23 protein-coding genes are annotated in these 26,723 nt (G+C 70.7%); 11 read left to right on the top strand and 12 right to left on the bottom strand.

Going from position 1 to position 26,723, the window contains the following annotated elements; genetic code table 11:
• Positions 1-25 precede the first annotated feature (25 nt).
• The gene (locus OG406_RS12960; protein ID WP_327408873.1) at positions 26-1,459 is read right to left on the bottom strand and encodes a cytosine permease; all 1,434 of its coding nucleotides are present in this window, start codon (positions 1,457-1,459) and stop codon (positions 26-28) included.
• A 167-nt stretch (positions 1,460-1,626) separates the two neighbouring features.
• Here OG406_RS12960 and ureA point away from each other — a divergent pair, with 167 nt between their 5' ends.
• The 5 genes from ureA to cimA all read left to right on the top strand — a co-directional run bounded on the left by ureA (position 1,627) and on the right by cimA (position 7,652).
• Positions 1,627-2,331, top strand: coding sequence for an urease subunit gamma (gene ureA / locus OG406_RS12955; protein ID WP_326842271.1), 705 nt, complete (start codon positions 1,627-1,629; stop codon positions 2,329-2,331).
• On the top strand, positions 2,328-4,037 hold the full coding sequence (locus tag OG406_RS12950; protein ID WP_164374148.1) for an urease subunit alpha: 1,710 nt from the start codon (positions 2,328-2,330) through the stop codon (positions 4,035-4,037). The genes ureA and OG406_RS12950 overlap by 4 nt, the downstream gene beginning before the upstream one ends.
• A 26-nt stretch (positions 4,038-4,063) precedes the next feature.
• The gene (locus tag OG406_RS12945; RefSeq protein ID WP_329185809.1) at positions 4,064-5,101 is read left to right on the top strand and encodes an agmatine deiminase family protein; all 1,038 of its coding nucleotides are present in this window, start codon (positions 4,064-4,066) and stop codon (positions 5,099-5,101) included.
• A gap of 15 nt (positions 5,102-5,116) precedes the next feature.
• Positions 5,117-5,707 carry a TetR/AcrR family transcriptional regulator gene (locus OG406_RS12940; protein WP_164374146.1) on the top strand — a complete coding sequence of 197 codons (591 nt, stop codon included), beginning with the start codon at positions 5,117-5,119 and terminating at the stop codon, positions 5,705-5,707.
• 340 nt (positions 5,708-6,047) lie between these two features.
• Positions 6,048-7,652 carry a citramalate synthase gene (gene cimA, locus OG406_RS12935; protein ID WP_164374145.1) on the top strand — a complete coding sequence of 535 codons (1,605 nt, stop codon included), beginning with the start codon at positions 6,048-6,050 and terminating at the stop codon, positions 7,650-7,652.
• Between the two features lie 58 nt (positions 7,653-7,710).
• Here cimA and OG406_RS12930 read toward each other — a convergent pair whose 3' ends face one another.
• On the bottom strand, positions 7,711-9,591 hold the full coding sequence (locus tag OG406_RS12930; RefSeq protein WP_329185807.1) for a ricin-type beta-trefoil lectin domain protein: 1,881 nt from the start codon (positions 9,589-9,591) through the stop codon (positions 7,711-7,713).
• Between the two features lie 238 nt (positions 9,592-9,829).
• Between OG406_RS12930 and OG406_RS12925 the strand changes: the two genes are divergently transcribed.
• Positions 9,830-12,868 (top strand): glycoside hydrolase family 3 protein, encoded by a 3,039-nt coding sequence (locus tag OG406_RS12925; protein WP_329185805.1) that lies wholly within the window; start codon positions 9,830-9,832, stop codon positions 12,866-12,868.
• 70 nt (positions 12,869-12,938) lie between these two features.
• Here OG406_RS12925 and OG406_RS12920 read toward each other — a convergent pair whose 3' ends face one another.
• Positions 12,939-13,181 (bottom strand): hypothetical protein, encoded by a 243-nt coding sequence (locus tag OG406_RS12920; protein WP_266846616.1) that lies wholly within the window; start codon positions 13,179-13,181, stop codon positions 12,939-12,941.
• A 263-nt stretch (positions 13,182-13,444) separates the two neighbouring features.
• Between OG406_RS12920 and OG406_RS12915 the strand changes: the two genes are divergently transcribed.
• Positions 13,445-14,806, top strand: coding sequence for a hypothetical protein (locus OG406_RS12915; RefSeq protein WP_329185802.1), 1,362 nt, complete (start codon positions 13,445-13,447; stop codon positions 14,804-14,806).
• Positions 14,807-14,862: 56 nt separating this feature from the next.
• Here the strand turns inward: OG406_RS12915 and OG406_RS12910 are convergent, their stop codons facing one another.
• On the bottom strand, positions 14,863-15,354 hold the full coding sequence (locus tag OG406_RS12910; RefSeq protein WP_329185800.1) for an N-acetyltransferase: 492 nt from the start codon (positions 15,352-15,354) through the stop codon (positions 14,863-14,865).
• Between the two features lie 165 nt (positions 15,355-15,519).
• On the opposite strand from OG406_RS12910, the gene OG406_RS12905 reads away from it, so the two are divergent.
• Positions 15,520-16,110 carry a YdeI/OmpD-associated family protein gene (locus OG406_RS12905; RefSeq protein WP_164374139.1) on the top strand — a complete coding sequence of 197 codons (591 nt, stop codon included), beginning with the start codon at positions 15,520-15,522 and terminating at the stop codon, positions 16,108-16,110.
• Between the two features lie 121 nt (positions 16,111-16,231).
• Here the strand turns inward: OG406_RS12905 and OG406_RS12900 are convergent, their stop codons facing one another.
• Positions 16,232-16,849: a YceI family protein gene (locus tag OG406_RS12900; protein ID WP_081219606.1), complete on the bottom strand. Its 618-nt coding sequence runs from the start codon at positions 16,847-16,849 to the stop codon at positions 16,232-16,234.
• A 288-nt stretch (positions 16,850-17,137) separates the two neighbouring features.
• Between OG406_RS12900 and OG406_RS12895 the strand changes: the two genes are divergently transcribed.
• The 3 genes from OG406_RS12895 (at position 17,138) to OG406_RS12885 (ending at position 19,745) form a co-directional block, all read left to right on the top strand.
• Positions 17,138-17,635 carry a hypothetical protein gene (locus tag OG406_RS12895; protein WP_164374137.1) on the top strand — a complete coding sequence of 166 codons (498 nt, stop codon included), beginning with the start codon at positions 17,138-17,140 and terminating at the stop codon, positions 17,633-17,635.
• A 250-nt stretch (positions 17,636-17,885) separates the two neighbouring features.
• The gene (locus OG406_RS12890; RefSeq protein ID WP_164374136.1) at positions 17,886-19,493 is read left to right on the top strand and encodes an acyl-CoA carboxylase subunit beta; all 1,608 of its coding nucleotides are present in this window, start codon (positions 17,886-17,888) and stop codon (positions 19,491-19,493) included.
• Positions 19,494-19,550: 57 nt separating this feature from the next.
• Positions 19,551-19,745, top strand: a complete 195-nt coding sequence (locus OG406_RS12885) for an acyl-CoA carboxylase subunit epsilon (protein ID WP_081219609.1) — start codon at positions 19,551-19,553, stop codon at positions 19,743-19,745.
• 222 nt (positions 19,746-19,967) lie between these two features.
• Here the strand turns inward: OG406_RS12885 and OG406_RS12880 are convergent, their stop codons facing one another.
• The 7 genes from OG406_RS12880 to OG406_RS12850 all read right to left on the bottom strand — a co-directional run bounded on the left by OG406_RS12880 (position 19,968) and on the right by OG406_RS12850 (position 26,716).
• Positions 19,968-20,549, bottom strand: coding sequence for a GTP-binding protein (locus tag OG406_RS12880; protein WP_006375305.1), 582 nt, complete (start codon positions 20,547-20,549; stop codon positions 19,968-19,970).
• The gene (locus OG406_RS12875) at positions 20,530-21,126 is read right to left on the bottom strand and encodes a DUF742 domain-containing protein (RefSeq protein WP_081219610.1); all 597 of its coding nucleotides are present in this window, start codon (positions 21,124-21,126) and stop codon (positions 20,530-20,532) included. The genes OG406_RS12880 and OG406_RS12875 overlap by 20 nt, the downstream gene beginning before the upstream one ends.
• 94 nt (positions 21,127-21,220) lie before the next feature.
• Positions 21,221-21,634, bottom strand: a complete 414-nt coding sequence (locus OG406_RS12870) for a roadblock/LC7 domain-containing protein (protein ID WP_054219305.1) — start codon at positions 21,632-21,634, stop codon at positions 21,221-21,223.
• Between the two features lie 10 nt (positions 21,635-21,644).
• Positions 21,645-24,881, bottom strand: a complete 3,237-nt coding sequence (locus OG406_RS12865; RefSeq protein WP_329185794.1) for a sensor histidine kinase — start codon at positions 24,879-24,881, stop codon at positions 21,645-21,647.
• A gap of 355 nt (positions 24,882-25,236) precedes the next feature.
• Positions 25,237-25,812 carry a GTP-binding protein gene (locus tag OG406_RS12860; protein ID WP_028802395.1) on the bottom strand — a complete coding sequence of 192 codons (576 nt, stop codon included), beginning with the start codon at positions 25,810-25,812 and terminating at the stop codon, positions 25,237-25,239.
• On the bottom strand, positions 25,793-26,191 hold the full coding sequence (locus OG406_RS12855; protein WP_059131717.1) for a DUF742 domain-containing protein: 399 nt from the start codon (positions 26,189-26,191) through the stop codon (positions 25,793-25,795). The genes OG406_RS12860 and OG406_RS12855 overlap by 20 nt, the downstream gene beginning before the upstream one ends.
• A gap of 111 nt (positions 26,192-26,302) precedes the next feature.
• Positions 26,303-26,716, bottom strand: coding sequence for a roadblock/LC7 domain-containing protein (locus tag OG406_RS12850; protein WP_010984127.1), 414 nt, complete (start codon positions 26,714-26,716; stop codon positions 26,303-26,305).
• Between the last annotated feature and the right edge of the window lie 7 nt (positions 26,717-26,723).

Genomic DNA, 26,723 nt, shown 5'->3' with positions numbered 1-26,723 from the left:
GACTCCGAGGGCAGGCCGGGCCGTCCTAGAGCCCGCTCTCCGCGGGCGCGAGTTCCTCCACCACCGGGGCCGGGGACACCACCTGCCGTGCGGTGAGCGCGTAGTAGAGCAGCCCGCCCACCAGCCCCGACAGCAGGAAGCTGCAGTCCACCCCGCCGGTCAGCTTCAGCAGCGGACCCTCGTACGAGGGCAGTGAGACCGCGAGCAGCCCGGCGCACGCACCGATCGCCCAGGCCACGGTGGCCTGGACGTTCCAGCCGGCCCGGTACCAGTAGACGCCGCCCTTCGAGCGCCGGTTGAAGACCTGGAGGGCGTCCGGGTCGTAGACACCCCGGCAGCGCACGAAGCCGATCAGCGTGATGACCGCCCACGGGGTGCCGATCGCGGTCAGCAGCAGGACGAACGACGTCATCGCGGACTGCGCGTTCCAGGCGTAGTGGCCGACGAAGACGCAGAGCATGGCGACGACGGCGACCGAGCAGGTGGCCCGCGCCCGGGAGGCGCGCGGCAGGATCGCGTCCAGGTCGAGGCCCATCGAGTAGAGCATCAGCCCGGCGTTGCCGACCGAGCCGGCGGAGGCCGCCAGCAGCAGCGGGACCAGGTACCAGCCGGGGGCCGCGGACACCAGCGGACCCGCGTAGTCGAGGGCCGCGTGGGCCGCGTACGCCGTGAAGGTGCCGAAGAGCTGGGGGACCAGCAGGCCCGCGATCAGACCGAGCCAGGTGGAGTGCAGGACGGTGCGCGAGGTGTGGCGCGCGGGGGAGATGTAGCGGGTGTAGTCGCCGAGCAGGGTGATGAACGCGATCGGGCCCGACAGGCCGGCCGCCACCGCCGCCAGCAGCCAGGTGGGCCAGAACGAGCCGAGCAGGTAGCCGCCGGTCTCCGGGATGGCCGCGGTGGAGAAGTGCGGGGCGTACGCGATCACGCCGACCGCCAGCAGGGCGGTCATGCCGATCGCGAGGGCGCGGGACATGGTGAGCAGGACGCGGTAGCCGTAGACCGCGCCCGCGACGGTGGCCGCGGCGAGCACGACGTACACGACGGCGTACGCGGTGCCGCTGGGCTCCAGGCCGAAGAGCCGGCCGAGGACGCTCACCATCACGTCGCCGCCGATCCACACGGTCAGCGCGGTGTAGCCGAGGGCCAGCAGGAGACCGACGACCGAGCCGACGAGCCGTCCGCGCACGCCGAACTGGGCGCCGGAGGAGGTGGACAGGTTCGTTCCGGTCCGCAGCGAGACCAGGGCGAGCGGCGCGGTGAGCGCCGTGCCGACCACGGTGCCTGCCACGATCGCGCTGACCGAGGACCACCAGCCGAGCCCGAAGGAGGGCGGCAGCCAACCGAAGATGATCACGCCGAGACAGAGGTTGGAGCCGAGCAGGATCGACATGAGGTCGCGCGGACCGCTGGTGCGTTCCTCGTCGGGGATCGTGTCGACTCCGCGCTGTTCAATCGGCATGGCTGGTCTCCTTCGACGGCCGCCCGGGGGGTGGTGCTGGTCGCATCCAAAAATTAGAGCGACGTTCAATGTGTCGTCTTCAACGCTTGCCCGTCAATGTTTCCCTTCCATGAAATCCGCGTTTAGAGTGATGCTCTAACCGGAGGAACGCAAGGAGGTGTCGTGGCGTGAGACTGACCCCCACGGAACGTGACCGGCTGCTGCTCTTCTCGGCCGCCGAGCTGGCCCGCGCCCGCAGGGCCCGCGGACTGCGGCTCAACGTGCCGGAGGCCACCGCCCTGATCGCGGACACCGTCTGCGAGACCGCCCGCGACGGCGGCCGGCTGGCCGAGGCGATCGAGGCGGCCCGGTCCGTCCTCGGCCCCGACGACGTGCTGCCCGGCGTCGCGGACGTGGTCACCGAGGTGCACGTCGAGGCCGTCTTCGACGACGGCTCCCGGCTCGCGGTCGTCTCCGACCCCATCGGCGGCGGCCTCGGCGACCAGGCCCCCGGCGCGCTGCTGCCGGCGCCCGCGCACACCGAGCCCCCCGCGGTCCTGCGGCTGACGGTCACCAACACCGCCACCGTGCCCGTCTCCGTCACCTCCCACTTCCACTTCTTCGAGGCCAACCCGCGGCTCGACTTCGACCGGGCGGCCACCTACGGCATGCGGCTCGCGGTGCCCGCCGGATCCTCCGTCCGCTTCGGCCCCGGCGAGAGCGCCGAGGTCGGTTTCGTGCCGATCGGCGGCGAGCGGATCGCCATCGGCTTCGCCGGTCTCGTCGACGGGCCCCTGGACGCGCCCGGAGCGAAGCAGGAAGCCCTGCGCCGGGCCGCCGCCTGCGGCTACCTCGGCGTACCGGACACCCGTGACAAGGAGGCCGGCCGATGAGCCGTCCCGGAGGCCACCCCGCGGAACCCCGCCGCCTCTCCCCGTACGAGTACGCCGCCACCCACGGCCCCCGGGCCGGCGACCGGGTCCGGCTCGGCGACTCCGGACTCACCGTCCGCGTCGAGTCCGACTCCCAGCTCCCCGGCGACGAGTTCCTCGCCGGATTCGGCAAGACCGCCCGTGACGGGCTGCACCTGAAGGCCGCCGCCGTCCGGGACACCTGCGACGTCGTCATCAGCAACGTGGTGGTGATCGACGCCGTCCAGGGGATCCGCAAGGTCTCCATCGGCATCCGCGAGGGCCGGATCTGCTCGATCGGGCGGGCCGGCAACCCCGACACCCTCGACGGCGTCGACGTCGTGGTCGGCACCGGCACGTCCATCGTCTCCGGCGAGGGCCTCATCGCCACCGCCGGAGCCGTCGACACCCACGTGCACCTGCTCTCGCCGCGCATCATGGAGGCCTCGCTCGCCTCCGGCGTCACGACGATCATCGGCCAGGAGTTCGGCCCGGTCTGGGGCGTCGGCGTCAACTCCCCCTGGGCGCTGCGCCACGCGTTCAGCGCCTTCGACGCCTGGCCGGTCAACATCGGCTTCCTGGGCCGGGGTTCGTCCTCCGACGGCGCCCCGCTCGTCGAGGCTCTCGCCGAGGGCGGCGCCAGCGGCTTCAAGGTCCACGAGGACATGGGCGCCCACACCCGCGCCCTCGACACCGCGCTGCGCGTCGCCGAGGAGCACGACGTCCAGGTCGCCCTGCACAGCGACGGCCTGAACGAGTGCCTGTCGGTCGAGGACACCCTGAAGGTGCTGGACGGGCGGACCATCCACGCCTTCCACATCGAGGGCTGCGGCGGCGGACACGTCCCGAACGTCCTGAAGATGGCGGGCGTCCCGAACGTCATCGGGTCGTCCACCAACCCGACCCTGCCCTTCGGCCGGGACGCGGTCGCCGAGCACTACGGCATGATCGTCTCCGTCCACGACCTGAAGACCGACCTGCCCGGCGACGCCGCGATGGCCCGCGACCGCATCCGCGCCGGGACGATGGGCGCCGAGGACGTGCTGCACGACCTGGGCGCGATCGGCATCACCTCCTCCGACGCCCAGGGCATGGGCCGCGCCGGGGAGACCGTCCGCCGCACCTTCGCCATGGCCGGGAAGATGAAGGCCCAGTTCGGAGCGCCCGAGAGCGACGACAACGAACGCGTCCTGCGCTACATGGCCAAGCTGACGATCAACCCGGCCATCGCGCACGGCCTCGCCCACGAGGTGGGCTCCATCGAGACCGGCAAGCTCGCCGACATCGTGCTCTGGCGCCCCGAATACTTCGGCGCCAAACCGCAGCTCGTCCTGAAGTCCGGCTTCCCCGCCTACGGAGTCGTCGGCGACCCGAACGCCGCCACCGACACCTGCGAACCCCTCGTCCTCGGGCCGCAGTTCGGGGCGCACGGCGCGACGCCCGCCGAGATCTCCGTGGCGTTCGTCGCACAGGCCGCGCTCGACCAGGGCAACGACACCATGCCGACCCGGCGCCGCCGCGTCGCCGTCCGCGGCACCCGCGGCATCGGCCCGGCCGACCTGCGCCTCAACTCCCGTACCGGAGCGGTCGACGTCGACCAGCGCACCGGCCTCGTCACCCTCGACGGCGACCCGCTGCGCTCCGAACCCGCCGACTCGGTCTCCCTCAACCGCCTGTACTTCCTGTGAACGACCACGCCTCTAAGGAACCCCCCATGTCTGCTGCCGCCGACGGCTTCCGGATGCCCGCCGAGTGGACCCCGCACGAGCGCACCTGGATGGCGTGGCCGGGCCCCAACCCCACCTTCGACAACCCCGGCGACCTCGCCGAGTCGCGCGCGGCCTGGGCGGCCGTGGCCCGTGCCGTCCGCCGCTTCGAGCCGGTCACCGTGGTCTGCGGTCCCGGCCAGTCCGCGCAGGCGGCCGAACTCCTCGGCCCCGGCGTCGACACCGTCGAGCGGGAACTCGACGACGCCTGGATGCGCGACATCGGCCCCACCTTCCTCACCAACGGGCAGGGCGAACTCGCCGCCGTGGACTGGACGTTCAACGGCTGGGGCGCTCAGGACTGGGCCCGCTGGGAGCACGACTCCAAGATCGGCGCGCAGGTCGCCGAACTGGCCGGCGCCAAGGCGTACGCCTCCCGGCTCGTCAACGAGGGCGGCGCGATCCACGTCGACGGCGAGGGCACCGTGCTGCTCACCGAGACCGTGCAGCTCGGCCCCGAGCGCAACCCCGGCTGGAGCCGCGAGGAGGTCGAGTCGGAGATCCACGCGCAGCTCGGCACCCGCAAGGCGATCTGGCTGCCGCGCGGCCTCACCGGCGACTACCCCCCGTACGGCTTCGGCACCCTCGGCCACGTCGACATCGTCGCCGCCTTCGCCCGGCCCGGCGTGATCGTCGCCCACTCCCAGCAGGACCCGGCGCACCCCGACCACGCGGTCAGCCAGGAGGTCATCGGGCTGCTCAGGGCCCAGACCGACGCCCGGGGCCGCAGCATCGAGGTCGTCGAGGTGCCCGCCCCGACGGTCCTGGAGGCCGACGGCCACTGGGCCGACTACTCGTACATCAACCACTACCTGTGCAACGGCGGCGTCGTCCTCTGCGGCTTCGACGACCCGCGCGACGAGATCGCGGCGGGCATCTTCCGCCGCCTCTTCCCGGAGCGGACGGTGACACTGGTGGACGCACGTACGATCTTCGCGGGCGGCGGTGGCATCCACTGCATCACCCAGCAGCAGCCGAAGGTCTGAACACGGGAGTCACGGATGGCCGGTGCGCGGAAGAACGCGCCGCCGCGCGAGGAGGTCCTCGCCGCCGCCATGGAGATGATCGCCGAGCGCGGTCTGGAGAAGCTCACCATGGCGGCGCTCGGCCGCGAGGTCGGCATGAGCAGCGGCCATCTCCTCTACTACTTCCGCACCAAGGACGAGCTGCTGCTGCGCACCCTGGAGTGGAGCGAGGGCCGGCTCGGCGCGGAGCGCGGCCGGCTGCTGGCCGCGCGCGGAACCGCCCGGGAACGCCTCGACGCCTACGTCGGCCTGTACGTCCCCGACGGCCACCGCGACCCGCACTGGACGCTCTGGCTGGAGGTCTGGAACCGCTCGCAGAACGCCGCCGACGACGCCCGCGAACGGCAGGTCGCCATCGAGGGCGCCTGGCACCGGGACCTCGTCGCGCTGCTCGCCGAGGGCGTCTCACGCGGTGAGTTCCGCGCCGTCGACCCGGACCGCCTCGCCGCCCGGCTGCGCGCCCTGCTCGACGGCTTCTCCATCCACGTGGCGATCGGCCTGCGCGGCACCGACCGCGAACGGGTGCTGTCCCACGTGCGGGAGTTCCTCGACGAGTCGCTGGGCTGACCCCGCCGCGCGGCAGCAGGACACGCCCGCGCTGTCCGGAACGGTGCTCGCATCCTGAGACGCCCTGTGAGAGGGCGCGTGCTCTGTGCCAGACTGCCCCCGTGCTCTCGTTCGCCACGATTATTGGCAGCAGGCGCGCCGGTCCGCAGTGACCGCCACGTACGACCAGGTACGGGCGGACACCGTCGTTCTCGACCCGCGCGCAGACCTCTCGCACCCGCGAGGGGTTTTTCGCTTTTCTGGCCCACCTTCAGCCGGGAGCGCAGCGCGAGGGATCATTGGGGGACGGTGGAGCCGGTCATTCCGGTAGACCGAGATTCAACACAGGAGCCTTGACACCATGACGGAAACCAGCGAACTGGACGACGCGTTCCACGTCTTCGACACGACGCTGCGCGACGGCGCGCAGCGCGAGGGCATCAACCTCACCGTGGCGGACAAGCTGGCCATCACGCGGCACCTGGACGACTTCGGAGTCGGCTTCATCGAGGGCGGCTGGCCCGGCGCCAACCCCCGCGACACCGAGTTCTTCGCCCGCGCCCAGCAGGAGATCGACTTCAAGCACGCGCAGCTCGTGGCCTTCGGAGCGACCCGCCGGGCAGGCGGCAAGGCCTCCGAGGACCCGCAGGTCAAGGCACTCCTGGACTCCGGCGCCCCGGTGATCACGCTGGTCGCCAAGTCCCACGACCGGCATGTCGAGCTCGCCCTGCGCACCACCCTGGAAGAGAACCTGGAGATGGTCCGCGACACCGTCTCGCACCTGCGTTCCCAGGGCCGCCGCGTCTTCGTCGACTGCGAGCACTTCTTCGACGGCTACCGCGCGAACCCGGGCTACGCCAAGGCGGTCGTCCGCGCGGCCGCGGAGGCCGGCGCCGACGTCGTGGTCCTGTGCGACACCAACGGCGGGATGCTCCCGGCGCAGGTCCAGGCCGTCGTCGCCACCGTCCTCGCGGACACCGGCGCCCGGCTCGGCATCCACGCGCAGGACGACACCGGCTGCGCGGTCGCCAACACCCTGGCCGCCGTCGACGCGGGCGCCACCCACGTCCAGTGCACGGCGAACGGCTACGGCGAGCGGGTCGGCAACTCCAACCTGTTCCCCGTCGTCGCCGCCCTGGAGCTGAAGTACGGCAAGAAGGTGCTGCCCGACGGCGCCCTGCGGGAGATGACCCGGATCTCGCACGCCATCGCCGAGGTGGTCAACCTGACCCCCTCCACCCACCAGCCCTACGTGGGGGTGTCGGCCTTCGCCCACAAGGCGGGCCTGCACGCCTCCGCGATCAAGGTCGACCCCGACCTCTACCAGCACATCGACCCCGAGCAGGTCGGCAACACCATGCGGATGCTGGTCTCCGACATGGCGGGCCGGGCCTCGATCGAGCTCAAGGGCAAGGAACTCGGCGTCGACATCAGCGGGGACCGCGAACTGGTCGCCCGCGTCGTCGCCCGCGTCAAGGAGCGCGAGCTGGAGGGCTACACGTACGAGGCGGCCGACGCGAGCTTCGAGCTCCTGCTGCGCGCCGAGGCCGAGGGCCGGGCCCGGTCCTACTTCGAGGTCGAGTCCTGGCGGGCCATCGTCGAGGACCGCCCCGACGGCACGCACGCCAACGAGGCCACGGTGAAGCTCTTCGCCAAGGGCGAGCGCATCGTCGCCACCGCCGAGGGCAACGGCCCGGTCAACGCCCTCGACCGCGCCCTGCGCGTGGCCCTGGAGACGATCTACCCCCAGCTGGCCAAGCTGGAACTGGTCGACTACAAGGTCCGCATCCTGGAGGGCAAGCACGGCACGTCCTCCACCACCCGCGTCCTGATCGCCACCTCCGACGGCACGGGGGAGTGGTCCACGGTCGGCGTGGCCGAGAACGTCATCGCCGCGTCCTGGCAGGCGCTGGAGGACGCGTACACCTACGGCCTGCTGCGTGCCGGGGTCGAGCCGGCGGCGTAGCACGCCGAACGCCGGAGGGGCAAAGGCCCCTCCGGCGCTCATCCCCGTGGGGGGTGGCCTACTGGAGGTGCCATTTCTGGTTGGCGGCACCCGTGCACGACCAGATCTGCGCCCGGGCCCCGTTCGCCGACGAGTTGTCCGTGACGTCGAGGCACTTGTTCGCCGCCGTGTTGACCACGTCCCCGGTCGAGGCGCTGTACGACCAGCGCTGGGCGGCCGAGCCGTTGCAGTCGTAGAGCTGCACCTTCGCGCCGTTCGCCGTCGAGGCCGAGGTGACGTCGAGGCACTTGCCGAGCGAGCGCACCGAACCGTCGGCCTGCACGCTCCAGGACTGCGCGGTCGAGCCGTTGCAGTCGTAGAGCTGGACCGCCGTGCCGTTGGCACTCGAACCGCCCGCCACGTCCAGGCACTTGCCGGCCAGTCCGACGAACGCGCCCGACTGCGCGCCGCCGCCCGACGGTGTCCCGGACCAGGTGAATGTCGCCGACGTCTTGCCCGGCAGTGAGTAAGTGGCGTGCTGGGAGCCCCAGTTGATGGTGACGGTCTTGGCGGCCGAGCCGTCGTTGTAGGCGATCAGGGCCTTCGAGCCGTCCGGGTTGCGCCAGGCGACGTTCGGGACCGCCGACGACGCCGTGGAGGCGATCCGCTGCGCGCCGGGACGGACGAACTTCGTCAGATGGCCCATCGTGTAGTACTCGACCGTGTAGTCGACGGTCCCGCTCGCCCCGTCGCCGTTGTGCACGGTGATCAGGCCGGTGCAGGTGCCGCACCCCCCGTTGTGCGGGCCCATGTTCTGGTCCACGGCCAGCGACCACTTGGTCACCGACTTCGCCCAGTTGCGGGTGTAGTCGACGATGTTGAGCATGTCCTCGCGCTGCTGGTTGGCGATCCAGGTGCCGCCGGAGTGTTCGGTGCCGAACGCGTCGAGGTTCGGGTACTGGTTGTGCACCCCGGTCTGTTTGGTGACGTCGCCGCCGTACCCGTGCCAGGCGATCCCGCCGAAGTTCGGGTGCGAGCGGACCGCCGCGTCGTCCACGGTCTGCGCGGCGTAGGAGTCGTACACGTCCCAGTTCCAGTCGTGCGCGAGCACCTTGGTGGACAGCCCGGCCGCCTGGAGCTTGGGCAGCAGCTCGCTCTTGGTGAAGTAGGCGAGCCCCGAGGCGTTCCAGCTCATCGAGGGATAGCCCGAGCAGCAGGTCGGTTCGTTCTGCGCGGTGACGTACGAGACGGGGACACCCTGGTCCCGGTACGCCTGGAGGTACTTCACGAAGTACGAGGCGTAGGCGCCGTAGTCCTCGGATTTCAGCCATCCGCCGTTCAGCGAACCGCTGTCCTTCATCCAGGCCGGCGCCGTCCACGGCGAGGCCATCACCGTGAGGGACGGGTTGAGCTGGAGCGCCTGCCTGGTCAGCGGCACGACGTCGGCCAGGTCGTGCGCGATGGAGAACTTCGTCAGGTTCGGATCGGTCTGCCCGGCCGGCACGTCGTCGTAGCTGTAGCCGAATCGGGCCAGGTCGGAGGCGCCCATGGGGTTGCGCAGGAAGGACAGCCCGATGCCGTCGGCGGGGGAGAAGAGCTTGCGCATCGTCGCGTCGCGCGTGCTCTGCGACAGCGCCCCGCTGCTGTTCATCAGCCACGCCGCCGTGTCGGTGAAGGAGGCCCCTCCGCCGGTGAACGTCTGGTACCGGGTGTTCTCGTCGACGGTGATGTTCTCGCCACCGCCGCCACTGCCCGACTGGAAGGCGAACGGCGCCTGGGCCTGCAGACCGCGCACGACATGGCGGCCGCCCGAGTCGTCCGTCGTCGTGAGCCAGGCGGTGACCTGTTCGCCCGCGGCGTGCGCCGTGACGGGCGCGGCCGCCGTGAATCCCGCGGTGGTGAGCAGCCCGGCGACGATCAGCCGTACCGCCCGAGTGGATCTCCTGATGGATCTCCGCATGGAGCGCCGCCCTTCTGGAGGTGGGGGTGGGGAGGCGTGCGAGGCGTGAGTAAATGACGGCTCGGGAGCCGCGTCAAGGGGTCGCGCGTTCACATTCTGAAGGAACAACTGCCCTGATCCGGCTGTGACTTGGGTGTGTACCGGTTCTGACGTGAAGCCTTGACGGGTTCCCGTGACGCCAGTTAACTCACGCCCTGATCTAAGTCGTGAGAAGAACGTGAGAGTCGAAAGGGAACCCATGACAGGGCTCGATCGGAACTCCGTACGAAGAACCGCCGTGCTGGCCGGCGCCGCACTGATCGTCGGCCTGCTCCCGTTGGCGTCGGCGGGGACGGCGGCGGCCGCCGATCCCGACCCCGTCCCGGTCGACCGCTTCGAGGGCGAGGTGCCCTTCGCGAGCCAGCCGGCCGAAGGCCTCTTCACCTGGGGCGGCGACGCCGACGACCCGCCCGAACTGACCCTGGCCGAGCGGTCCGACGCGCCCGAGGGCGCCAAGGTCCTCGCCGGCGACTACGACATCAGCGGCTACGGCGGCTTCACCCACGACTACGCCGCGGACCAGCCGGGCCACGACTGGTCCGCGCACAAGGGCATCCGCTTCTGGTGGGACGGCCAGGACAACGGCAAGAAGACCGCCTTCGAGATCAAGGACGGCGGCGCGAACGGCGAGGCCTCCGAGCTGTGGACGACCTCCTTCACGGACGACTTCTCCGGCTGGAAACAGATCGAGATCCCCTTCGGCGACTTCACCTACCGCACGGACTACCAGCCCGTCGGCGGCATCGACCAGGTGCTCGGCCTGACGCAGATGTGGGGCTACGCCGTCACCCTCCCCGTCGGCGCCCCGGGCCGGTTCGCCATGGACGACGTCGAGCTGTACGGCAAGGCCGACCAGTCGCTGCGCGCCTCCGTCACCACCGACGCGGCGGTCTACCCGGTGAAGGAGGGCGGCACCGCGAGCGTCAAGGTCTCCGTCGCCACCACCGGCTCCGCCCCGATCGACGAGCCGGTGACCGTCGCCTACGAGAGCGCCGGCGGCACCGCCGAGTCCGGCAAGGACTACACCCCGGTCAAGGGGGAGATCACCTTCCCGGCGGGCACGGAGTCCGGCGCGAGCCGCACGGTCCGGGTCCCGACCCTGCGCGACCGCACCGGTGAAGCGGCCGAGACCGTCCCGCTCAAGCTCACGGTGACCGGCGCCAAGGCCCCCGCCGAGACCCCGCAGGTCGTCATCGACGCCCACGGACTCCCGTACCTGGACGCGAAGCTCCCCGTGAAGAAGCGGGTCGCCGACCTCCTCTCCCGGATGTCCCTCGCGGAGAAGGCCGGGCAGATGACCCAGGCGGAGCGCGGCGCGATCGGCGCGGGCGGTGACATCGCCGCGTACGATCTCGGATCACTGCTCTCCGGCGGCGGCTCCACGCCGACCCCCAACACCCCCGCGGCCTGGGCGAAGATGATCGACGGCTACCAGCTCCGGGCGCAGGCCACCCGTTTCCAGATCCCGCTGATCTACGGCGTGGACGCGGTGCACGGCCACAACAACCTCGCCGGCGCGACCGTGATGCCCCACAACATCGGCATCGGCGCCACCCGCGACCCCGCGCTCGCCGAGCGGACGGGAGCCGTGACCGCGGCCGAGGTCCGCGCCACCGGCGTTCCGTGGGACTTCGCGCCCTGCCTGTGCGTGACCCGCGACGAACGCTGGGGCCGCTCCTACGAGTCCTTCGGTGAGGACCCGGCGCTCGTCGAGTCCATGGAGACGGTCGTCCAGGGCCTCCAGGGCGACCGCAGCGGCAGGGACCTGAAGGACGCCGACAGGGTCCTCGCCACCGCCAAGCACTTCGTCGGCGACGGCGGCACCGCCTACGGCTCCTCCACCACCGGCAGTTACACCGTCGACCAGGGCGTCACCAAGGTCGGCCGACAGGAGCTGGAGGCCGTGCACCTGGCCCCGTTCCAGGAAGCGGTGGACCGCGGCGTCGGCACGGTCATGCCCTCCTACTCGTCGCTCGACCTCGGCGACGGCCAGGGCCCGGTGAAGATGCACGCCCGCGCCGACATGATCAACGGCGTGCTCAAGGACCGGATGGGCTTCGACGGCTTCGTCATCAGCGACTGGAACGCCATCGACCAGCTCCCCGGTGACTACGCCGCGCACGTCCGCACCTCGGTCAACGCGGGCGTCGACATGATGATGGTCCCGTACGGCTACAAGGAGTTCAGCGCGACCCTGATCGACGAGGCGAAGGCCGGACGGGTCACCGACCGGCGGATCGACGACGCCGTCGCCCGGATCCTCGCGCAGAAGTTCCGCCTCGGCCTCTTCGAGAAGCCGTACGCGGACACCGGCGGAGCCTCCGCGATCGGCTCGACGGCGCACCGCGCGGTGGCCCGGCAGGCGGCGGCGGAGTCCCAGGTCCTGCTCAAGAACGCCGGGTCCGTCCTGCCGCTGAAGAAGTCCCAGAAGGTCTACGTCGCCGGGTCCAACGCCGACGACATCGGCAACCAGACCGGTGGCTGGACCATCACCTGGCAGGGCTCGTCCGGGAACATCACCCCGGGCACGACGATCCTCCAGGGCATGCGCAAGGCGGGCGGCGACGTCACGTACTCCAAGGACGCCTCGGCCTCCACCGCCGGATACGACGTCGGAGTGGTCGTGGTCGGCGAGACCCCGTACGCCGAGGGCGTGGGTGACGTCGGCAACGGCAACGACCTGGAGCTGACCGCCGCCGACAAGGCCGCCGTCGACACGGTGTGCGCGGCCATGAAGTGCGCCGTGCTCATCGTGTCGGGCCGCCCGCAGCTCATCGGCGACCGCCTCGGGGACGTCGACGCGCTCGTGGCCTCCTGGCTGCCGGGCACGGAGGGCGACGGTGTCGCCGACGTCCTCTACGGCCGGCGCGCCTTCACCGGACAGCTCCCGGTCACCTGGCCGAAGAGCGAGTCGCAGCTGCCGATCAACGTCGGTGACACGTCGTACGACCCGCAGTTCCCGTACGGGTGGGGTCTGACGACGCTCACGAACGTGCCGGGCGGCGGCACCGCGAGCCTCAGGGCCCTCGCCCTGGTCGCCGCGGCGGCGGAGCGCGCGGGTGCCGGCACGGTGGCCCGCACGGCCGTCACCAAGGCCCGTCTGCTGGTCCAGCAGAAGATCGGCACGGCGGTCACGGCGGCCTCCGCGAAACCCTTCGCGGACGCCGACCACCTGCTCCTGACCGGGCACTACGCGGACGCGGTAGCCAAGCTGACGCAGGCGTACCGCGCCGGGTGACACCACGCGTGAAGGCGCCGGCCGGGGCTGGACACCAGCCCCGGCCGGCGCCTTTCGCCGTCCCGGCTCCTCACGGCGCGGTCGCCGGCGCGCTCCCGAGCTGCCTGGCCGCCTTACGGGCCCGCAGCGCCTTGACCACGGTGTGGATGCGGATCGCGGTGAACACGAGGACCACGAGGCCGAGGAGAGCGCCGATCGGCGCCCGGTCCCGGGCCGCGGCGTAGAAGAGCCCGAGGGTGAAGGGGACGCCGACGACGATGAGCAGCGGCTCGCGCACCCAGAACGGGAGCACGCGAAGGATGAGTCCGACCATGCGCGTCACCTCATCAGGTGCATGCCAGTCACTGCTGTGACGGAGCCCACAATTCCGCCGGGCGGAACCGGATCGTTGCGGGACGGACGACTCGACGGCCGGCGGGCGGCGCGAACGGCGGGCGCGACCGACGACGGCCGGCGGCGCCCGGCACGCGGCGCCCGTCGCACGGGCTTCATCACGGTCCGGACGTCAGGGCGGCAGGGCTCCGCGACCACGGCCCCGATGCCCGGTTCTGCTCCGCTTCGGGTAGCTTCGAAGACATGAGGGCCGCACCCACCCGAGGGATTCCGGGCCTGTTGGTCGCACTGACACTCGCGGCCCTGGCCATGCTGTCGTTCGCGCCCGGAGCCCACGCGGCCACCAGCGTCTCCACCGTCGCCGCCGCCCTGCGCGAGAGTCCCGTCTACGTGGACCCGGCCGCCGCCGACCAGCTGTCCGCCGCGCAGGCGTCCGCGCTCGCCGAGAAGATCGAGAAGGCGGACAAGCCCGTCCTCGTCGCCGTGCTCCCCGCCGGCTTCCCGACCCAGGACCTGTTCCGGAACCTGCGCACCTCCACGGGCGTCACGGGCCTGTACGCGATCCGGCTCGGCGACCGCTTCGACGCCCGCGCCGACGCCGCGGTGCTGCCCGGCAACGCCGTGCGGAACCTCGTCACGAGCGTCCAGGGCGAGCGGGACGCGAACACCCAGCTGAACGACTTCACGGACAGCGCGCTCGCCAACATCCGGGGATCGGCGCCCACGAGCTGGAGCGGCGGTGACGACGGGGGAGGCGTCTCCTCCGGCGCGCTGATCGCGGTCGGCGCGGTGCTCGTGATCGGTGGTGCGGGCGCCTACACGGTCGTGCGGCGCAAGCGGCAGCGCCGGGAGGCGGAGCAGCGGGCGGCGCTCGAACGGCTCCGTGTCGTGGTGGACGAGGACATCACCGCCTTCGGCGAGGAGCTGGACCGCCTCGACTTCCACCCCGCCGAGGCGGGCGCCGACGACACCATGCGTGCGGACTACGAGCGCGCCCTCGACGCCTACGAACAGGCGAAGTCGTCCATGGCGGCCGCCCGGCGCCCCGAGGACGTGCGACCCGTGACCGAGGCGCTGGAGGACGGCCGGTTCTCGCTCGCGGTGCTCGCCGCGCGCCGCGAGGGCCGGCCGGTCCCCGAGCGCCGCGCCCCCTGCTTCTTCGACCCCCGGCACGGCCCCTCGGTCGCCGACGCCCGGTGGACTCCGGCCGGCGGCGCCGCGCGCGAGGTCCCGGTGTGCGCCGCGGACCGGGCACGCCTGGCCGACGGCACCGACCCGGCGGTCCGTGAGGTGGACACGGAGCACGGCCGCCGTCCGTACTGGGACGCCGGCCCGGCGTACGGCCCGTGGGCGGGCGGCTACTTCGGCGGCGGCCTGCTGCCCGGCCTGCTCGTCGGCACCGTGCTCGGCAGCTGGATGGCGAGCCCCGCCTACGCCGCCGACTACGGCTCCGGCTACGGCGACTTCGGCGGGGGCGACGTCTCCGGCGCCGACTACGACTCGGGCGACTTCGGAGGCGGATTCGGGGACGGCGGGGGCGGATTCGGGGACGGCGGGGGCGGCGGCGACTTCGGTGGCGGAGGAGACTTCGGCGGGGGCTTCTGACGCCCCGCCGCCGGGTGGGACTGCCGGGTGGGACTGCCGGGTGGGACTGTTGGTCCCTACGCGTCCGGCAGCGCCAGCCACTTGCTCCAGGACAGGTCCCGGCCGATGAACCGGGGCCGGGTGAAGGGCCACGCCTCGGCGATCCACCGCGGGACGAGCAGGTCCAGCTCCCGCTCCAGGTCCGTACCGACGCTGTCGTCCACCACCCACCAGGAGATGTCCGCGTCGGCGCCCGCCTTCTCCGGCGGGTCGATGTAGACGCAGCCGAACTCGGTCGTCCCGGCGGCGTCGAACAGCACGTAGTTGAAGGACTCGTGGGCGGCGATCTCCCGCTCGTGCCGCTCCAGGTCCTTCAGGTTCGCGTCGTACGTCATGGTCGCGGCGGGCCAGCCCCACGCCTCCCCGAAGATCGACCAGAGCCGCTCGCGCGACCCCATGACGGTCGGGTAGTCGACGGCGGCGTCGCCCCCGGTGATGGGCCGCAGATGGCACCCGCCGGGCACCTCGACGCGCGACGGGTGGACGAAATCAGGGGGAAGCCAGCTCATACCCGGAGGCTAACGACCGCGGGGGCAGGGCGCATCGGGTTAATCCCTGGACCCGCGGACGTAAGGACACCGAGCCGCGGCGCGCGGGCGACCCGGCGTCCCGGTGGGCCGGTCGACGGTGCCGTACGCGTCACCGGGCGGCGTGCCGCGGGCTAGCGTTCCCCCATGGCCCATTCCGGCGGGACCGAGGACACGGCAGGCGTCGAGACCTTCGCGGACGTGGCGGCGATGGACGCGTGGCTCACCGCCCACGCCGGGCTCGGCGCCGGTGTCTGGGTGAAGGTCGCGAAGAAGGGGACCGGGCTCGTCTCCGTCGGCGCCGCGGACGTCAACGACGTGGCGCTGTGCCACGGCTGGATCACGGGCCACCGCAAGGGGTACGACGACGCGTGGTTCCTCCAGCGGATCACCCCGCGCCGGCCCGGCAGCATGTGGTCGGCGGTGAACGTGCGGCGCGTCGAGGAACTCACCGCGGCGGGACGGATGCGGCCCGCGGGCCACGCGGAGGTCGCGGCCGCCCGGGCGGACGGCCGGTGGGCGGCCGCCTATGCCTCGCAGAAGGAGGCCACGGTCCCCGACGACCTGGCCGCGGCGCTGGCGGAGCACCCGCGCGCCCTGAGCTTCTTCGACGGGCTGGGCCGGACCGACCGGTACCGGGCCGTGGTGGGCTTGCTGCGGGCACGGAGCCCGGAGACCCGGGAGGCCCGTCTGCGGGCCGTGATCGCCGAACTGGAGGCGGGCCGGCGGCCGAAGTGAGAGCGGCCCCCGAACGCCGGAGCGCCCGTCCCTCGTCCACGGAGGGACGGGGGGACGGGCGCGCTCGGGTACCGCGTGAACGGACTGCCCGGCCGGCTGGTCACCGGCGGGAGCCGGTCGTTCAGTCGGCGTTGCGGATCGCCGAGATGTCGAAGTTCAGCTTGATCTTGTCGGAGACGAGGACGCCACCGGTCTCCAGGGCCGCGTTCCAGGTGATGCCCCACTCGGAGCGCAGGATCTCGGCCTTGCCCTCGAAGCCCACGCGCTCGTTGCCGAAGGGGTCCTTCGCGGCGCCGTTGAACTCCAGGTCGATGCTGATCTCCTTGGTGGTGCCGAGGATCTCCAGGTCACCGGTGATGCGGTAGTCGTCGCCGCCGAGGGCCTCGGCCCTGGTGGAACGGAAGGTCATCGTCGGGAACTCGTCGATCTTGAAGAAGTCGGCGCTCTTCAGGTGACCGTCGCGGTCCGCGGAACCGGTGTCGATGCTCGCCATCTTGATGTCGAGGGTGGCCGTGGACTTGGCCGGGTCGCCGCCGTCCAGGTGCAGGCTGCCCTCGAAGTCCTTGAACGAGCCCTTGACGTTGGTGACCATCGCGTGGCGCGCGACGAAGCCGATCGTCGAGTGCGCCGGGTCGATCGTGTAGTCGCCGGTCAGCGCGGAGAGCTCCGGGCTGACGGGAGTCGTGGCGGAGGCCGGCGACTCGGCGGCGTCGGTGGACTTGCGGCCGAAGATACCCATGACGTGCTCCTTGAGGGGACGGGCCACGGTTCGGGTCGGAGCCGTAGCGTTGGTCTGTTGAATCTTCAACGAGGTCAACAGGGGGAACCGTAGACCTATTCCGTTCAAGTTTCAACATCATCCGTAATGTGTCTGCGGCGTCACGTTATGTCATCTCCCACCACCCTCTGGCGAACGCGCGTAGAACTCGGGCACCATCTGCGTGCACCCCCTGCACAGCCGCCCCACAGGAAGCACGGCCGTACGCCGTACGGCCGCCGACGGTCCCCCGCAGGAAAGGTCCCCCCTATGAAACTCAGGTCCGCGCTGACCGCTCTCGCGCTCGTCGTCGCCCCCGGTGTCGCCGTCCTCGGCACCTCGACCGACGCCTTCGCCGCCACCAAGATCAGCCACGCCACCGCGACCTCGATGTTCCGCCAGGTCGGTATCACCTGGTCCTCCTCCGGCGGCTGCTCCGACCGCAACAACTCCACCTGTACGTCCTTCGACCAGCTGAACCTGGCCAGTGCGCAGGGTGCTCAGACCCTCAAGGGGGCGAGCGGCTGCGCGCTCAACATCACCGGCGGCACCGAGACCGGCCACGCGAGCGGCACCTACTCGCACTGGAACGGCTACAAGCTCGACTACGGCAAGAACACCTGCGTCACCGGCTACATCAAGAACACGTTCACCTACATAGGGCTGCGCGGTGACGGCGCCCCGCAGTACCAGTCCGGCTCCGGCAACATCTACGCCGACGAGGGCAACCACTGGGACGTCCTCTACTACAACTGTGGCGGCTGCTGAGCCCTCGCGCGAGGTGACGCGGACCGCCGTCCGGGGGTCCGCGTCACTCCGGAGGTGGCATGTGCTCCTCATGAATGTGAGGTGGCTCTCAGCGGAAGCCTTTGTTCGACCCCTACAAGCAGATGCCCCCCTGAGCAGTCCGATTGCCTGCATGAGGTGGTGGTTCTGTTCAGGGTTACCAGGAAAACGGGCCGGAGACTGTGCAGAGTCGACGGGCCCCTTTCCTTGGTGGACTTCGTATGGTCACTACATGACCGTTTTGGACGAGGCCGGCTCCGCAGGCTCCACGAGCTCCACAGGTGAACCGACGGACGCGCGCGGGCGTGTGGCGGAGCTGCACGCGATCCGTGCCGAGGCTCTGCGCGGACCCAGCGAGAAGGCGACCGAGGCACAGCACGCCAAGGGCAAGCTGACCGCCCGGGAGCGCATCGAGCTGCTGCTGGACGCGGGCTCGTTCCAGGAGGTCGAGCAGCTGCGCCGGCACCGGGCGACCGGATTCGGCCTGGAGGCGAAGAAGCCGTACACCGACGGTGTCATCACCGGCTGGGGCACGGTCGAGGGCCGCACGGTCTTCGTCTACGCCCACGACTTCCGCATCTTCGGCGGCGCGCTCGGCGAGGCGCACGCCACGAAGATCCACAAGATCATGGACATGGCCATCGCGGCCGGTGCGCCGCTGGTCTCCCTGAACGACGGCGCCGGCGCCCGTATCCAGGAGGGCGTCTCCGCGCTCGCCGGCTACGGCGGCATCTTCCAGCGCAACACCAAGGCCTCCGGTGTCATCCCGCAGATCTCGGTGATGCTCGGCCCGTGCGCGGGCGGCGCGGCCTACAGCCCCGCCCTGACGGACTTCGTCTTCATGGTCCGCGAGACCTCGCAGATGTTCATCACCGGCCCGGACGTGGTCAAGGCGGTGACGGGCGAGGAGATCACCCAGAACGGCCTGGGCGGCGCCGACGTCCACGCGGAGACCAGCGGCGTCTGCCACTTCGCGTACGACGACGAGGAGACCTGCATCGCCGAGGTGCGCTACCTCCTGTCGATGCTCCCGCAGAACAACCGCGAGAACCCGCCGCGCGCCGACTCGGACGACCCGTCCGACCGCCGCAGCGAGGTGCTGCTGGACCTGGTCCCGGCCGACGGCAACCGTCCGTACGACATGACCAAGGTCATCGAGGAGCTCGTCGACGACGGCGACTACCTGGAGGTCCACGAGCGCTGGGCCCGCAACATCATCTGCGCGCTGGCCCGTCTCGACGGCCAGGTCGTCGGCATCGTGGCCAACCAGCCGCAGAGCCTCGCGGGTGTCCTCGACATCGAGGCCTCCGAAAAAGCTGCACGCTTTGTTCAGATGTGTGACGCTTTCAATATCCCGATCATCACGTTGCTGGATGTCCCGGGATTCCTTCCGGGCGTCGACCAGGAGCACGGCGGGATCATCCGGCACGGCGCGAAGCTGCTGTACGCGTACTGCAACGCGACGGTGCCGCGGATCTCCCTGATCCTGCGCAAGGCGTACGGAGGCGCCTACATCGTCATGGACAGCCAGTCCATCGGGGCCGACCTCACCTATGCCTGGCCCACGAACGAGATCGCCGTGATGGGCGCCGAGGGCGCCGCCAACGTCATCTTCCGCCGCCAGATCGCCGAGGCCGCCGACCCCGAGGCCATGCGCGTCCGCATGGTCAAGGAGTACAAGGCCGAGCTGATGCACCCCTACTACGCCGCCGAGCGCGGTCTGGTCGACGACGTGATCGACCCCGCCGAGACGCGCGAGGTCCTGATCAAGTCGCTCGCGATGCTCCACACCAAGCACGCGGACCTGCCCTCCCGCAAGCACGGCAACCCCCCGCAGTAACCCTGCGGATCCTCCGCGGTACCGCCGCGGAAACCTCTCTCATGGAGACTGAGACCTATGAGCACCCCTGACATCCGCGTCGAGAAGGGCCACGCCGAGCCCGAGGAGGTCGCCGCCATCACGGCGATCCTGCTGGCCCGTGCCGCCGCCGCTCCCACCGATGCCGCTCCGGCCCACCGTGCCCGCCCGCGGGCCGGCTGGCGCCGCCTGGAGCGCGAGGGCGGCTTCCGCGCCCCGCACAGCTGGCACTGAGCGTCCTGACGACCGACAGCCCCGCCCCTCCGAGCCGGAGGGGCGGGGCTGCGGCGTTCTCCGGACCAGGCGCCCGCCGACACGGCCCCGGGGTGCCGCCAGGGCGTACGAGGCCGCCCAACGTGCCCTCACGGGACCCGCGTTCGGGTGTCCGCACGGACAACGGCCCCCGCTTCTCGGTGGGGAGAAGCGAGGGCCGGTGCCTCGGAGGTGGGGGAGAGGCTAGCGGAGCCGCGCCATGAGGGCGTGCTCCACCAGCGTGATCAGCGCCGACTTGGCGTCCGCGCGGTGGCGGGCGTCCGTCGTGATGATCGGGGTGTCCGGACCGATCTGCAGGGCCTCGCGGACCTCGTCCGGGTTGTACGGCTGGCTGCCGTCGAAGCCGTTGAGGGCGATGACGAACGGCAGGCCGCTGTTCTCGAAGTAGTCGACCGCGGGGAAGCAGTCGGCGAGACGCCGGGTGTCGACCAGGACGATCGCGCCGATGGCGCCGCGCACCAGGTCGTCCCACATGAACCAGAACCGGTCCTGGCCGGGGGTGCCGAACAGGTACAGGATCAGGTCCTGGTCCAGGGTGATGCGGCCGAAGTCCATGGCGACGGTCGTCGTCGTCTTGTCTCCGGTGTGCGTGAGGTCGTCGATGCCCGCGGAAGCGGACGTCATGACGGCCTCGGTGCGCAGCGGGTTGATCTCCGAGACGGCGCCGACGAACGTGGTCTTGCCCACGCCGAAGCCGCCCGCCACCACGATCTTCGCGGACGTGGTGGAGCGGGAAGGCCCTCCGCTAGAGCTTGCGAAGTCCACTGAGCACCCTTTCGAGCAATGTCACGGCTGGCTGGCCGCCGGCGCTCTCGTCGCCGCCCGGCTGATGAATGGCGACCAGGCCCGCTTCCGCCAAGTCGGCGACGAGGATCCTGGCGACACCGAGAGGGATGGTCAGCAGGGCCGAGATCTCGGCCACCGACTTGATCTCCCGGCAGAGGTTGCAGATGCGCTGATGCTCGGGCAACTGGCCCTGCATCTGGTGCGGCTGTGCGGTGGTGTGCACCAGCGCCTCGATGGCGAGCTGGTAGCGGGGCCTGGTGCGGCCGCCCGTCATGGCGTACGGACGCACCAGAGGGTTGGACGCCCCGGTGGGCGACGGCTCGGGCGAGCGCCGCTGCGGTTGTACGGGCTGGATGCGCGGTGCCGCCGGCTGGTCGTACGGAGACGGCCCGGGGCCCTGGGGACCCTGCGGGTACGGCTGCTGACGCCGCTGGCTGGGCGCGGAGGGAAAGTTGTACCGGTTCGGGTTCTGCGAACCGTCGCCCTGGCCGCCCTGCCCCTGGCCGGGGCCGTACGACCAGTTGCCCGAAGACGAACCGCCTGGGGGTGTCACCACTTTCTCCTCCTCCGACTGTGCCGGGAACCCGTCACTGTGGGTCCGCGTCCCGAAACCTTACGGCCACAAGACGCCAATACGCACCGTCTGTCTGTTAGTTGAGAAGGCTGCCCTGGAGCTCCGCACGGAGATCCGGGGTCAGGACCGTGCCTGCACGGTCCACCAGAAGCGCCATCTCGTACCCAATGAGACCGATGTCCGCCTCAGGGTGTGCAAGGACCGCGAGCGACGAACCATCGGAAACGGACATGATGAAGAGGAATCCTCGCTCCATCTCCACAACCGTCTGGTTCACATGACCGCCCTCGAAGATGCGGGACGCGCCCGCGGTCAGCGAGGTCAGACCGGACGCGACGGCGGCCAGCTGGTCGGCACGGTCACGGGGAAAGCCTTCGGACATGGCCAGAAGGAGTCCGTCGGCGGAGACCACCACCGTGTGCGACACCCCGGGGGTGTTGTCCACGAAATTGGTGATCAACCAGTTCAGGTTCTGTGCCGCCTGGCTCATCGGGCTCACACTAACGCTCCTGGTTGTAGGTGCTGTCAGAGCCGAAGCCCTGACCGTTCGTCTCACTACCTGCATTGCGTCCCCGCTCGACACCCCGGCGCAGGTTGCTCAGCCTGCCCCGGACGTCCTCGGGAGCACGGGAGACCTGAGGGCCGCCCTGGGGGGTCGATTCCGCGGTGCCCTCGACCAGGTTGGCCTTGGGTACCCGCCGGGGCAGACCGGACGAGGTGACCCCGCCGGCCTTCGGCTTCTTCAGCTGCTCGGCGCGCTGCCACCGGTCGTCGTTGGACGAGCGCCAGTCGTCGTCGCCCTTGCCGTCGGGAACGGCCGGGGCCTGCTCCTTCTGGCGGTTCGCGGGGCTCTGGCCGTTGCCGTTGACGTTGCCGCCTGCGGTGGATCCGCGGCGGGGCAGTCCGGCGTCGGTCATCGCGTGGGCGGCCGAGGGAGCCGGTCCCGGACGACTGAAGCCTACGCGGTCCTGCTCGGTGGCGTCAGCGGCCTGCGGTGATTCCGCTTGCGGAGCGTACTCGGAGCGGTAGCCGCCCTGGTACGCCTCCTGCTGCGGCCAGTCGTCCTGGTAGGACGGCTCTTCGAAGCCCGAATGCGTCTCCGGCGCGGAACCGCGCGCTCCGGCGTGCTCCTCCTGGACGGCCTCCGGATAGGAGGCCTCCGGGTAGCCACCGGTGGACGGGAAGTACGCCTCGTCGTACGCGGCGCGCTGCGGCTCCTCGTACGACGTCTGCTGGTCGTACGTCGTCTGCTGCTCCTCGTGCACACCCTGGGCGCCGTCGTACGCCGGAGCGCCGTTGTAGGGCGGCTGTCCGTTGTCGTAGGGCTGCCGGGTGTCGAAGCCCTCGGTGTACCCCTGCGGGCCCTCGATGGCTTCCATGCCCTGCGCCTGTGCCTCCAGGGCCGCCCGGCGCTCCTCGCGCATCAGGGAGCGGCCCACCGGGTCGAGGTCGCGGATGTCGTCCGGGACCTCGTAGCGGCTGTCGTCGAAGCCGAGGTCCGCGGCGGTGAGCAACGGCTGCTGCTGCTGACCTCCGAAGTTCTCGCCCGGGAACGACGGCGGCTGCTGCTGCTCCGGGATGATCTGGGAGACGGTGAACTCGTCGCGCATCGGCTGCTCGCCGCCACCACCGTGGGTGATGGCGTCGGGGAGCATGACCAGCGAGGTGGTGCCGGCCTGCTCGCCCGAGGGACGGAGCTGGACGCGGATGCCGTGCCGGTCGGACAGCCGGCCGACCACGAACAGGCCCATGCGCTGGGAGATCGCGGCGTCCACGGTCGGCGGGTTGGCCAGCTTGTGGTTGATGTCCGCGAAGTCCTCGGCGGTGAGGCCGATGCCCTTGTCGTGGATCTCGACCATGATGCGGCCGTCCGGGAGACGGGTCGCGGTGACGCGGACCTTGGTCTGCGGGGAGGAGAACGTGGTGGCGTTCTCCAGGAGCTCGGCGAGCAGGTGCACGAGGTCGGTCACGGCGCGGCCGTGGATCTCGGCCTCCGGGACACCCGAGAGCTCGATGCGCTCGTACTGCTCCACCTCGGAGGAGGCGGCGCGCAGCACGTCCACCAGCGGGACCGGCTGGTCCCAGCGGCGGCCGGGCTCCTCGCCGGCGAGGACCAGGAGGTTCTCGCCGTTGCGGCGCATACGGGTCGCGAGGTGGTCCAGGCGGAAGAGGCTCTCCAGTTGGTCCGGGTCGGCCTCGTTGTTCTCCAGCTCGGTGATCAGGGTCAGCTGGCCCTCGATCAGCGACTGGTTGCGACGCGACAGGTTGGTGAAGATCGCGTTGATGTTGCCGCGCAGGAGGGCCTGCTCGGCGGCCAGTCGGACCGCCTCGCGGTGGACCTGGTCGAAGGCGCGGGCGACCTCGCCGATCTCGTCCGTGGTGGTGATCGGGATCGGCTGGACGCGGGTGTCGACGCGGCCCGGGTCGGTGCGCGAGAGCTGGTCGACCAGCATCGGCAGACGCTGCTCGGCGACGTTGAAGGCCGCGTTGCGCAGCTGGCGCATCGAGCGGCTCATCTGGCGGGCCACCATGCCGGCCAGGATGAACGCGGCGAGCAGGGCGATCACGACGGCGGCACCGGTGATGATGGCGTCGGTCTTGGCGCCGGCGGAGATGTCCGCCGCCTCGGCCACGGCCTTGTCGGAGAGGTCCGACTCGATCTGGCGGTAGGCGTTGTACTTGGCGGTGTTGACCGCCCACCAGTTCTGCGCGGTGATGCCCTTGCCCGCCAGGGCGGCGCGGTCGGCCGGCAGCGTGGACTCGAGCTGCGCGAGCGTCGTGACCATCGCGGTCGGGTCGGACGGCGGTTTCACGTAGTTCGGGTCGGCGGCCGCGGCCTGCTTCCCCTGCTCGGTCAGTTCCGCCTTGATCTTCGCCTGGGCGGCGGAGAGCTTGTCCGCGTCGGCCTGGGTGCCACCGCCGAGGTACTCCTCGACGGCGATGCCCTCGAGGTAGGCGTACGAGGAGAGGGCGACACGCTGGCTGGCGAGGCTGCTCACGCCCGGGCCCGGCTGGACCAGCATGTGCATACCGATGGACCGCTCCAGCGACAGGGCCGCCTTGGAGAGGGAGATCGCGTAGACCGTACGGCCGTAGCTGGTGATGTTTCCGGTTCCCAGACCGAGCTCGTTGGCGAACTCCATCAGCGGGTGCTGGATCTGGAGGTAGCCCTCCTCGGTCTTCACCCCGGGGAGCTTGGAGGTGTACGCGACCTTCCGCAGGGAGTCCAGACCGGGCTCGACCTTGCGGAAGATGGCGAGGCGCCGCTCCAGACCGGCCGTCTTCGGCATGTTCTGGGCCGCCGCGTCGAAGGCGTCGGCCGCGGTGTCGGTGTCCTTGCGGACGGCCGTGACGGCTGCCTTGTCCTTGGCGCTGGCCTGGCTGCCCTGGAGCAGCGGGGCCGCGCTGACGTCGCGCTCGACGAACAGCTTGTCGCCGTAGTTCAGCGCCGCCTGCACCAGACGCGCCGTCTTCTCGGCGTCCTGGGCCTGCTGCCAGGTGTCGATCGAACTCCGTACCTGGAAGCCGCCCATGACGAGGCCGACCACCACGGGTATGAGCAGGATCGCGTTCAGCCTGGCCGGCACTCGCCAGTTGCGCGGGGAGAAACGGCCGCCGCTCGGCGCGGGGGCCGGGACGGGCTCCGGGCCGGGCATGTGTGCGGGCGCCGCTCCGCGCGGCGGCGGGGTGAAGTTGCCCCGTGCCGACGGCTCGGGACCGTTCGTGCTTCGCCTCACTCGACCAACAACCTCTCGGCGTCGGCACCTACGTTGTGCCGCGGTATCTCCAGCGCCCGTGACTTAGCTACTGGGCAGTTCAGCGCATTCCAGCACGTCAGGGAGCGCCCTTCCAAACACTCGGAACCTGTGATTCCGGGTGGCATCGGCCCCAGATAAAACGGTCATAAAGAGCGAGCCCCGCCAAAAGGCGGGGCTTTCGTGAGCGCAGCGGTACCGGGTGACCGCGAACCGTGTCGGCGCCGGTGAAATTCTCTGTCGAAACGTTATGAACACTGTGGCCGACCGTGTCAAACGACACAGCCGGCTCCAGTTCGTCTACGACAACTTCCTTATGGACCTGTCGACTTGGCTGCTACCGCAGCCGAGCCATCAGAGCGTGCTCGACCAGCGTGATGAGAGCGCTCTTCGCATCCGCACGGTGTCGGGCGTCCGTCGTGATGATCGGAGCGTCCGGACCGATCTGCAGGGCCTCGCGCACTTCCTCGGGGTTGTACGGCTGGTGTCCGTCGAAGCCGTTGAGGGCGATGACGAACGGCAGGCCGCTGTTCTCGAAGTAGTCGACCGCGGGGAAGCAGTCGGCGAGACGCCGGGTGTCGACCAGGACCACCGCGCCGATGGCGCCGCGGACCAGGTCGTCCCACATGAACCAGAACCGGTCCTGACCCGGGGTACCGAACAGGTACAGGATCAGGTCCTGGTCCAGGGTGATACGGCCGAAGTCCATGGCCACCGTGGTGGTGGTCTTGTCCCCGGTGTGGGTGAGGTCGTCGATGCCCGCCGAAGCGGACGTCATGACGGCCTCGGTGCGCAGCGGGTTGATCTCGGAGACGGCACCCACGAACGTGGTCTTGCCGACACCGAAGCCGCCCGCCACGACGATCTTCGCGGAGGTGGTCGCCCGGCCTCCGTCAGAGCTTGCGAAGTCCACTGAGCACCCTTTCGAGCAAAGTCACGTCCGGCGCGCCGCCGTTGTTCTCATCGCCGCCAGGCTGGTGAATGGCGACCAGTCCGGCCTCCGCGAGGTCCGCGACGAGGATCCTGGCCACACCGAGAGGCATGGACAGGAGCGCCGAGACCTCGGCCACCGACTTCACTTCCCGGCACAGGTGGCAGATGCGCTGGTGTTCGGGGAGCAGCCCCATCAGCTGCGCCGGGTCGGCCGTGGTGCTGATCAGCGCCTCTATGGCGAGTTGGTACCGCGGCCGGGTCCGGCCGCCGGTCATCGCGTACGGACGTACCAGCGGCTGGTCGCCCTCGTCCCCGTACGGCTCAGCGTACGGATCATGAGAGGCGGTGGGCGGGGTCATGAATCCTCCGGGCGGGACAGCAGGTCGGTCAGTCGTGCCGTCTGTTGAGGCCGGTGGGGGGATTGTGGCGGCCGGACGGTGATTTCGTGCGGTGTCTGGATCCGGGGGCGGTCAGTGAAGCAGACTGCCTTGTAGTTCGGCACGCAGGTCCGGCGTGAGGACAGCGCCCGCACGGTCGACGAGCAGTGCCATCTCGTAGCCGACGAGACCGATGTCGCACTCCGGGTGGGAGAGGACCGCGAGGGACGATCCGTCCGAGACGGACATCAGGAAGAGGAAGCCGCGCTCCATCTCCACGACCGTCTGTGCCACCGTCCCGCCCTCGAAGATCCGGGATGCCCCGGCGGTCAGCGAGGTCAGTCCGGAGGCGACGGCCGCCAGTTGGTCCGCGCGGTCGCGGGGGAAGCCTTCGGACATGGCCAGAAGGAGTCCGTCGGCGGACACGACGACGGTGTGGGACACCCCAGGGGTGTTGTCCACAAAGTTGGTGATCAACCAGTTGAGGTTCTGTGCCGCCTGGCTCATCGGGCTC

It is taken from the genome of Streptomyces sp. NBC_01428 (assembly GCF_036231965.1).
GTDB lineage: Bacteria > Actinomycetota > Actinomycetes > Streptomycetales > Streptomycetaceae > Streptomyces.
The sequence above is the reverse complement of the archived record's forward strand: the minus strand, read 5'-3'. Positions and strand labels throughout refer to the sequence as shown.

Excerpts from the sequence above, each read along its gene's own strand:
- OG406_RS12890 (WP_164374136.1), top strand. The coding sequence starts at position 17,886 with ATGACCGTTTTGGACGAGGCCGGCTCCGCAGGCTCCACGAGCTCCACA.
- OG406_RS12900 (WP_081219606.1), bottom strand. The coding sequence starts at position 16,849 with ATGGGTATCTTCGGCCGCAAGTCCACCGACGCCGCCGAGTCGCCGGCC.
- OG406_RS12940 (WP_164374146.1), top strand. The coding sequence starts at position 5,117 with ATGGCCGGTGCGCGGAAGAACGCGCCGCCGCGCGAGGAGGTCCTCGCC.
- OG406_RS12950 (WP_164374148.1), top strand. The coding sequence starts at position 2,328 with ATGAGCCGTCCCGGAGGCCACCCCGCGGAACCCCGCCGCCTCTCCCCG.
- OG406_RS12905 (WP_164374139.1), top strand. The coding sequence starts at position 15,520 with ATGGCCCATTCCGGCGGGACCGAGGACACGGCAGGCGTCGAGACCTTC.
- cimA (WP_164374145.1), top strand. The coding sequence starts at position 6,048 with ATGACGGAAACCAGCGAACTGGACGACGCGTTCCACGTCTTCGACACG.
- OG406_RS12850 (WP_010984127.1), bottom strand. The coding sequence starts at position 26,716 with ATGAGCCAGGCGGCACAGAACCTCAACTGGTTGATCACCAACTTTGTG.
- OG406_RS12920 (WP_266846616.1), bottom strand. The coding sequence starts at position 13,181 with ATGGTCGGACTCATCCTTCGCGTGCTCCCGTTCTGGGTGCGCGAGCCG.
- OG406_RS12930 (WP_329185807.1), bottom strand. The coding sequence starts at position 9,591 with ATGCGGAGATCCATCAGGAGATCCACTCGGGCGGTACGGCTGATCGTC.
- OG406_RS12910 (WP_329185800.1), bottom strand. The coding sequence starts at position 15,354 with ATGAGCTGGCTTCCCCCTGATTTCGTCCACCCGTCGCGCGTCGAGGTG.
- OG406_RS12915 (WP_329185802.1), top strand. The coding sequence starts at position 13,445 with ATGAGGGCCGCACCCACCCGAGGGATTCCGGGCCTGTTGGTCGCACTG.
- OG406_RS12945 (WP_329185809.1), top strand. The coding sequence starts at position 4,064 with ATGTCTGCTGCCGCCGACGGCTTCCGGATGCCCGCCGAGTGGACCCCG.
- OG406_RS12870 (WP_054219305.1), bottom strand. The coding sequence starts at position 21,634 with ATGAGCCAGGCGGCACAGAACCTGAACTGGTTGATCACCAATTTCGTG.
- OG406_RS12925 (WP_329185805.1), top strand. The coding sequence starts at position 9,830 with ATGACAGGGCTCGATCGGAACTCCGTACGAAGAACCGCCGTGCTGGCC.
- OG406_RS12960 (WP_327408873.1), bottom strand. The coding sequence starts at position 1,459 with ATGCCGATTGAACAGCGCGGAGTCGACACGATCCCCGACGAGGAACGC.
- OG406_RS12855 (WP_059131717.1), bottom strand. The coding sequence starts at position 26,191 with ATGACCCCGCCCACCGCCTCTCATGATCCGTACGCTGAGCCGTACGGG.
- OG406_RS12885 (WP_081219609.1), top strand. The coding sequence starts at position 19,551 with ATGAGCACCCCTGACATCCGCGTCGAGAAGGGCCACGCCGAGCCCGAG.
- OG406_RS12895 (WP_164374137.1), top strand. The coding sequence starts at position 17,138 with ATGAAACTCAGGTCCGCGCTGACCGCTCTCGCGCTCGTCGTCGCCCCC.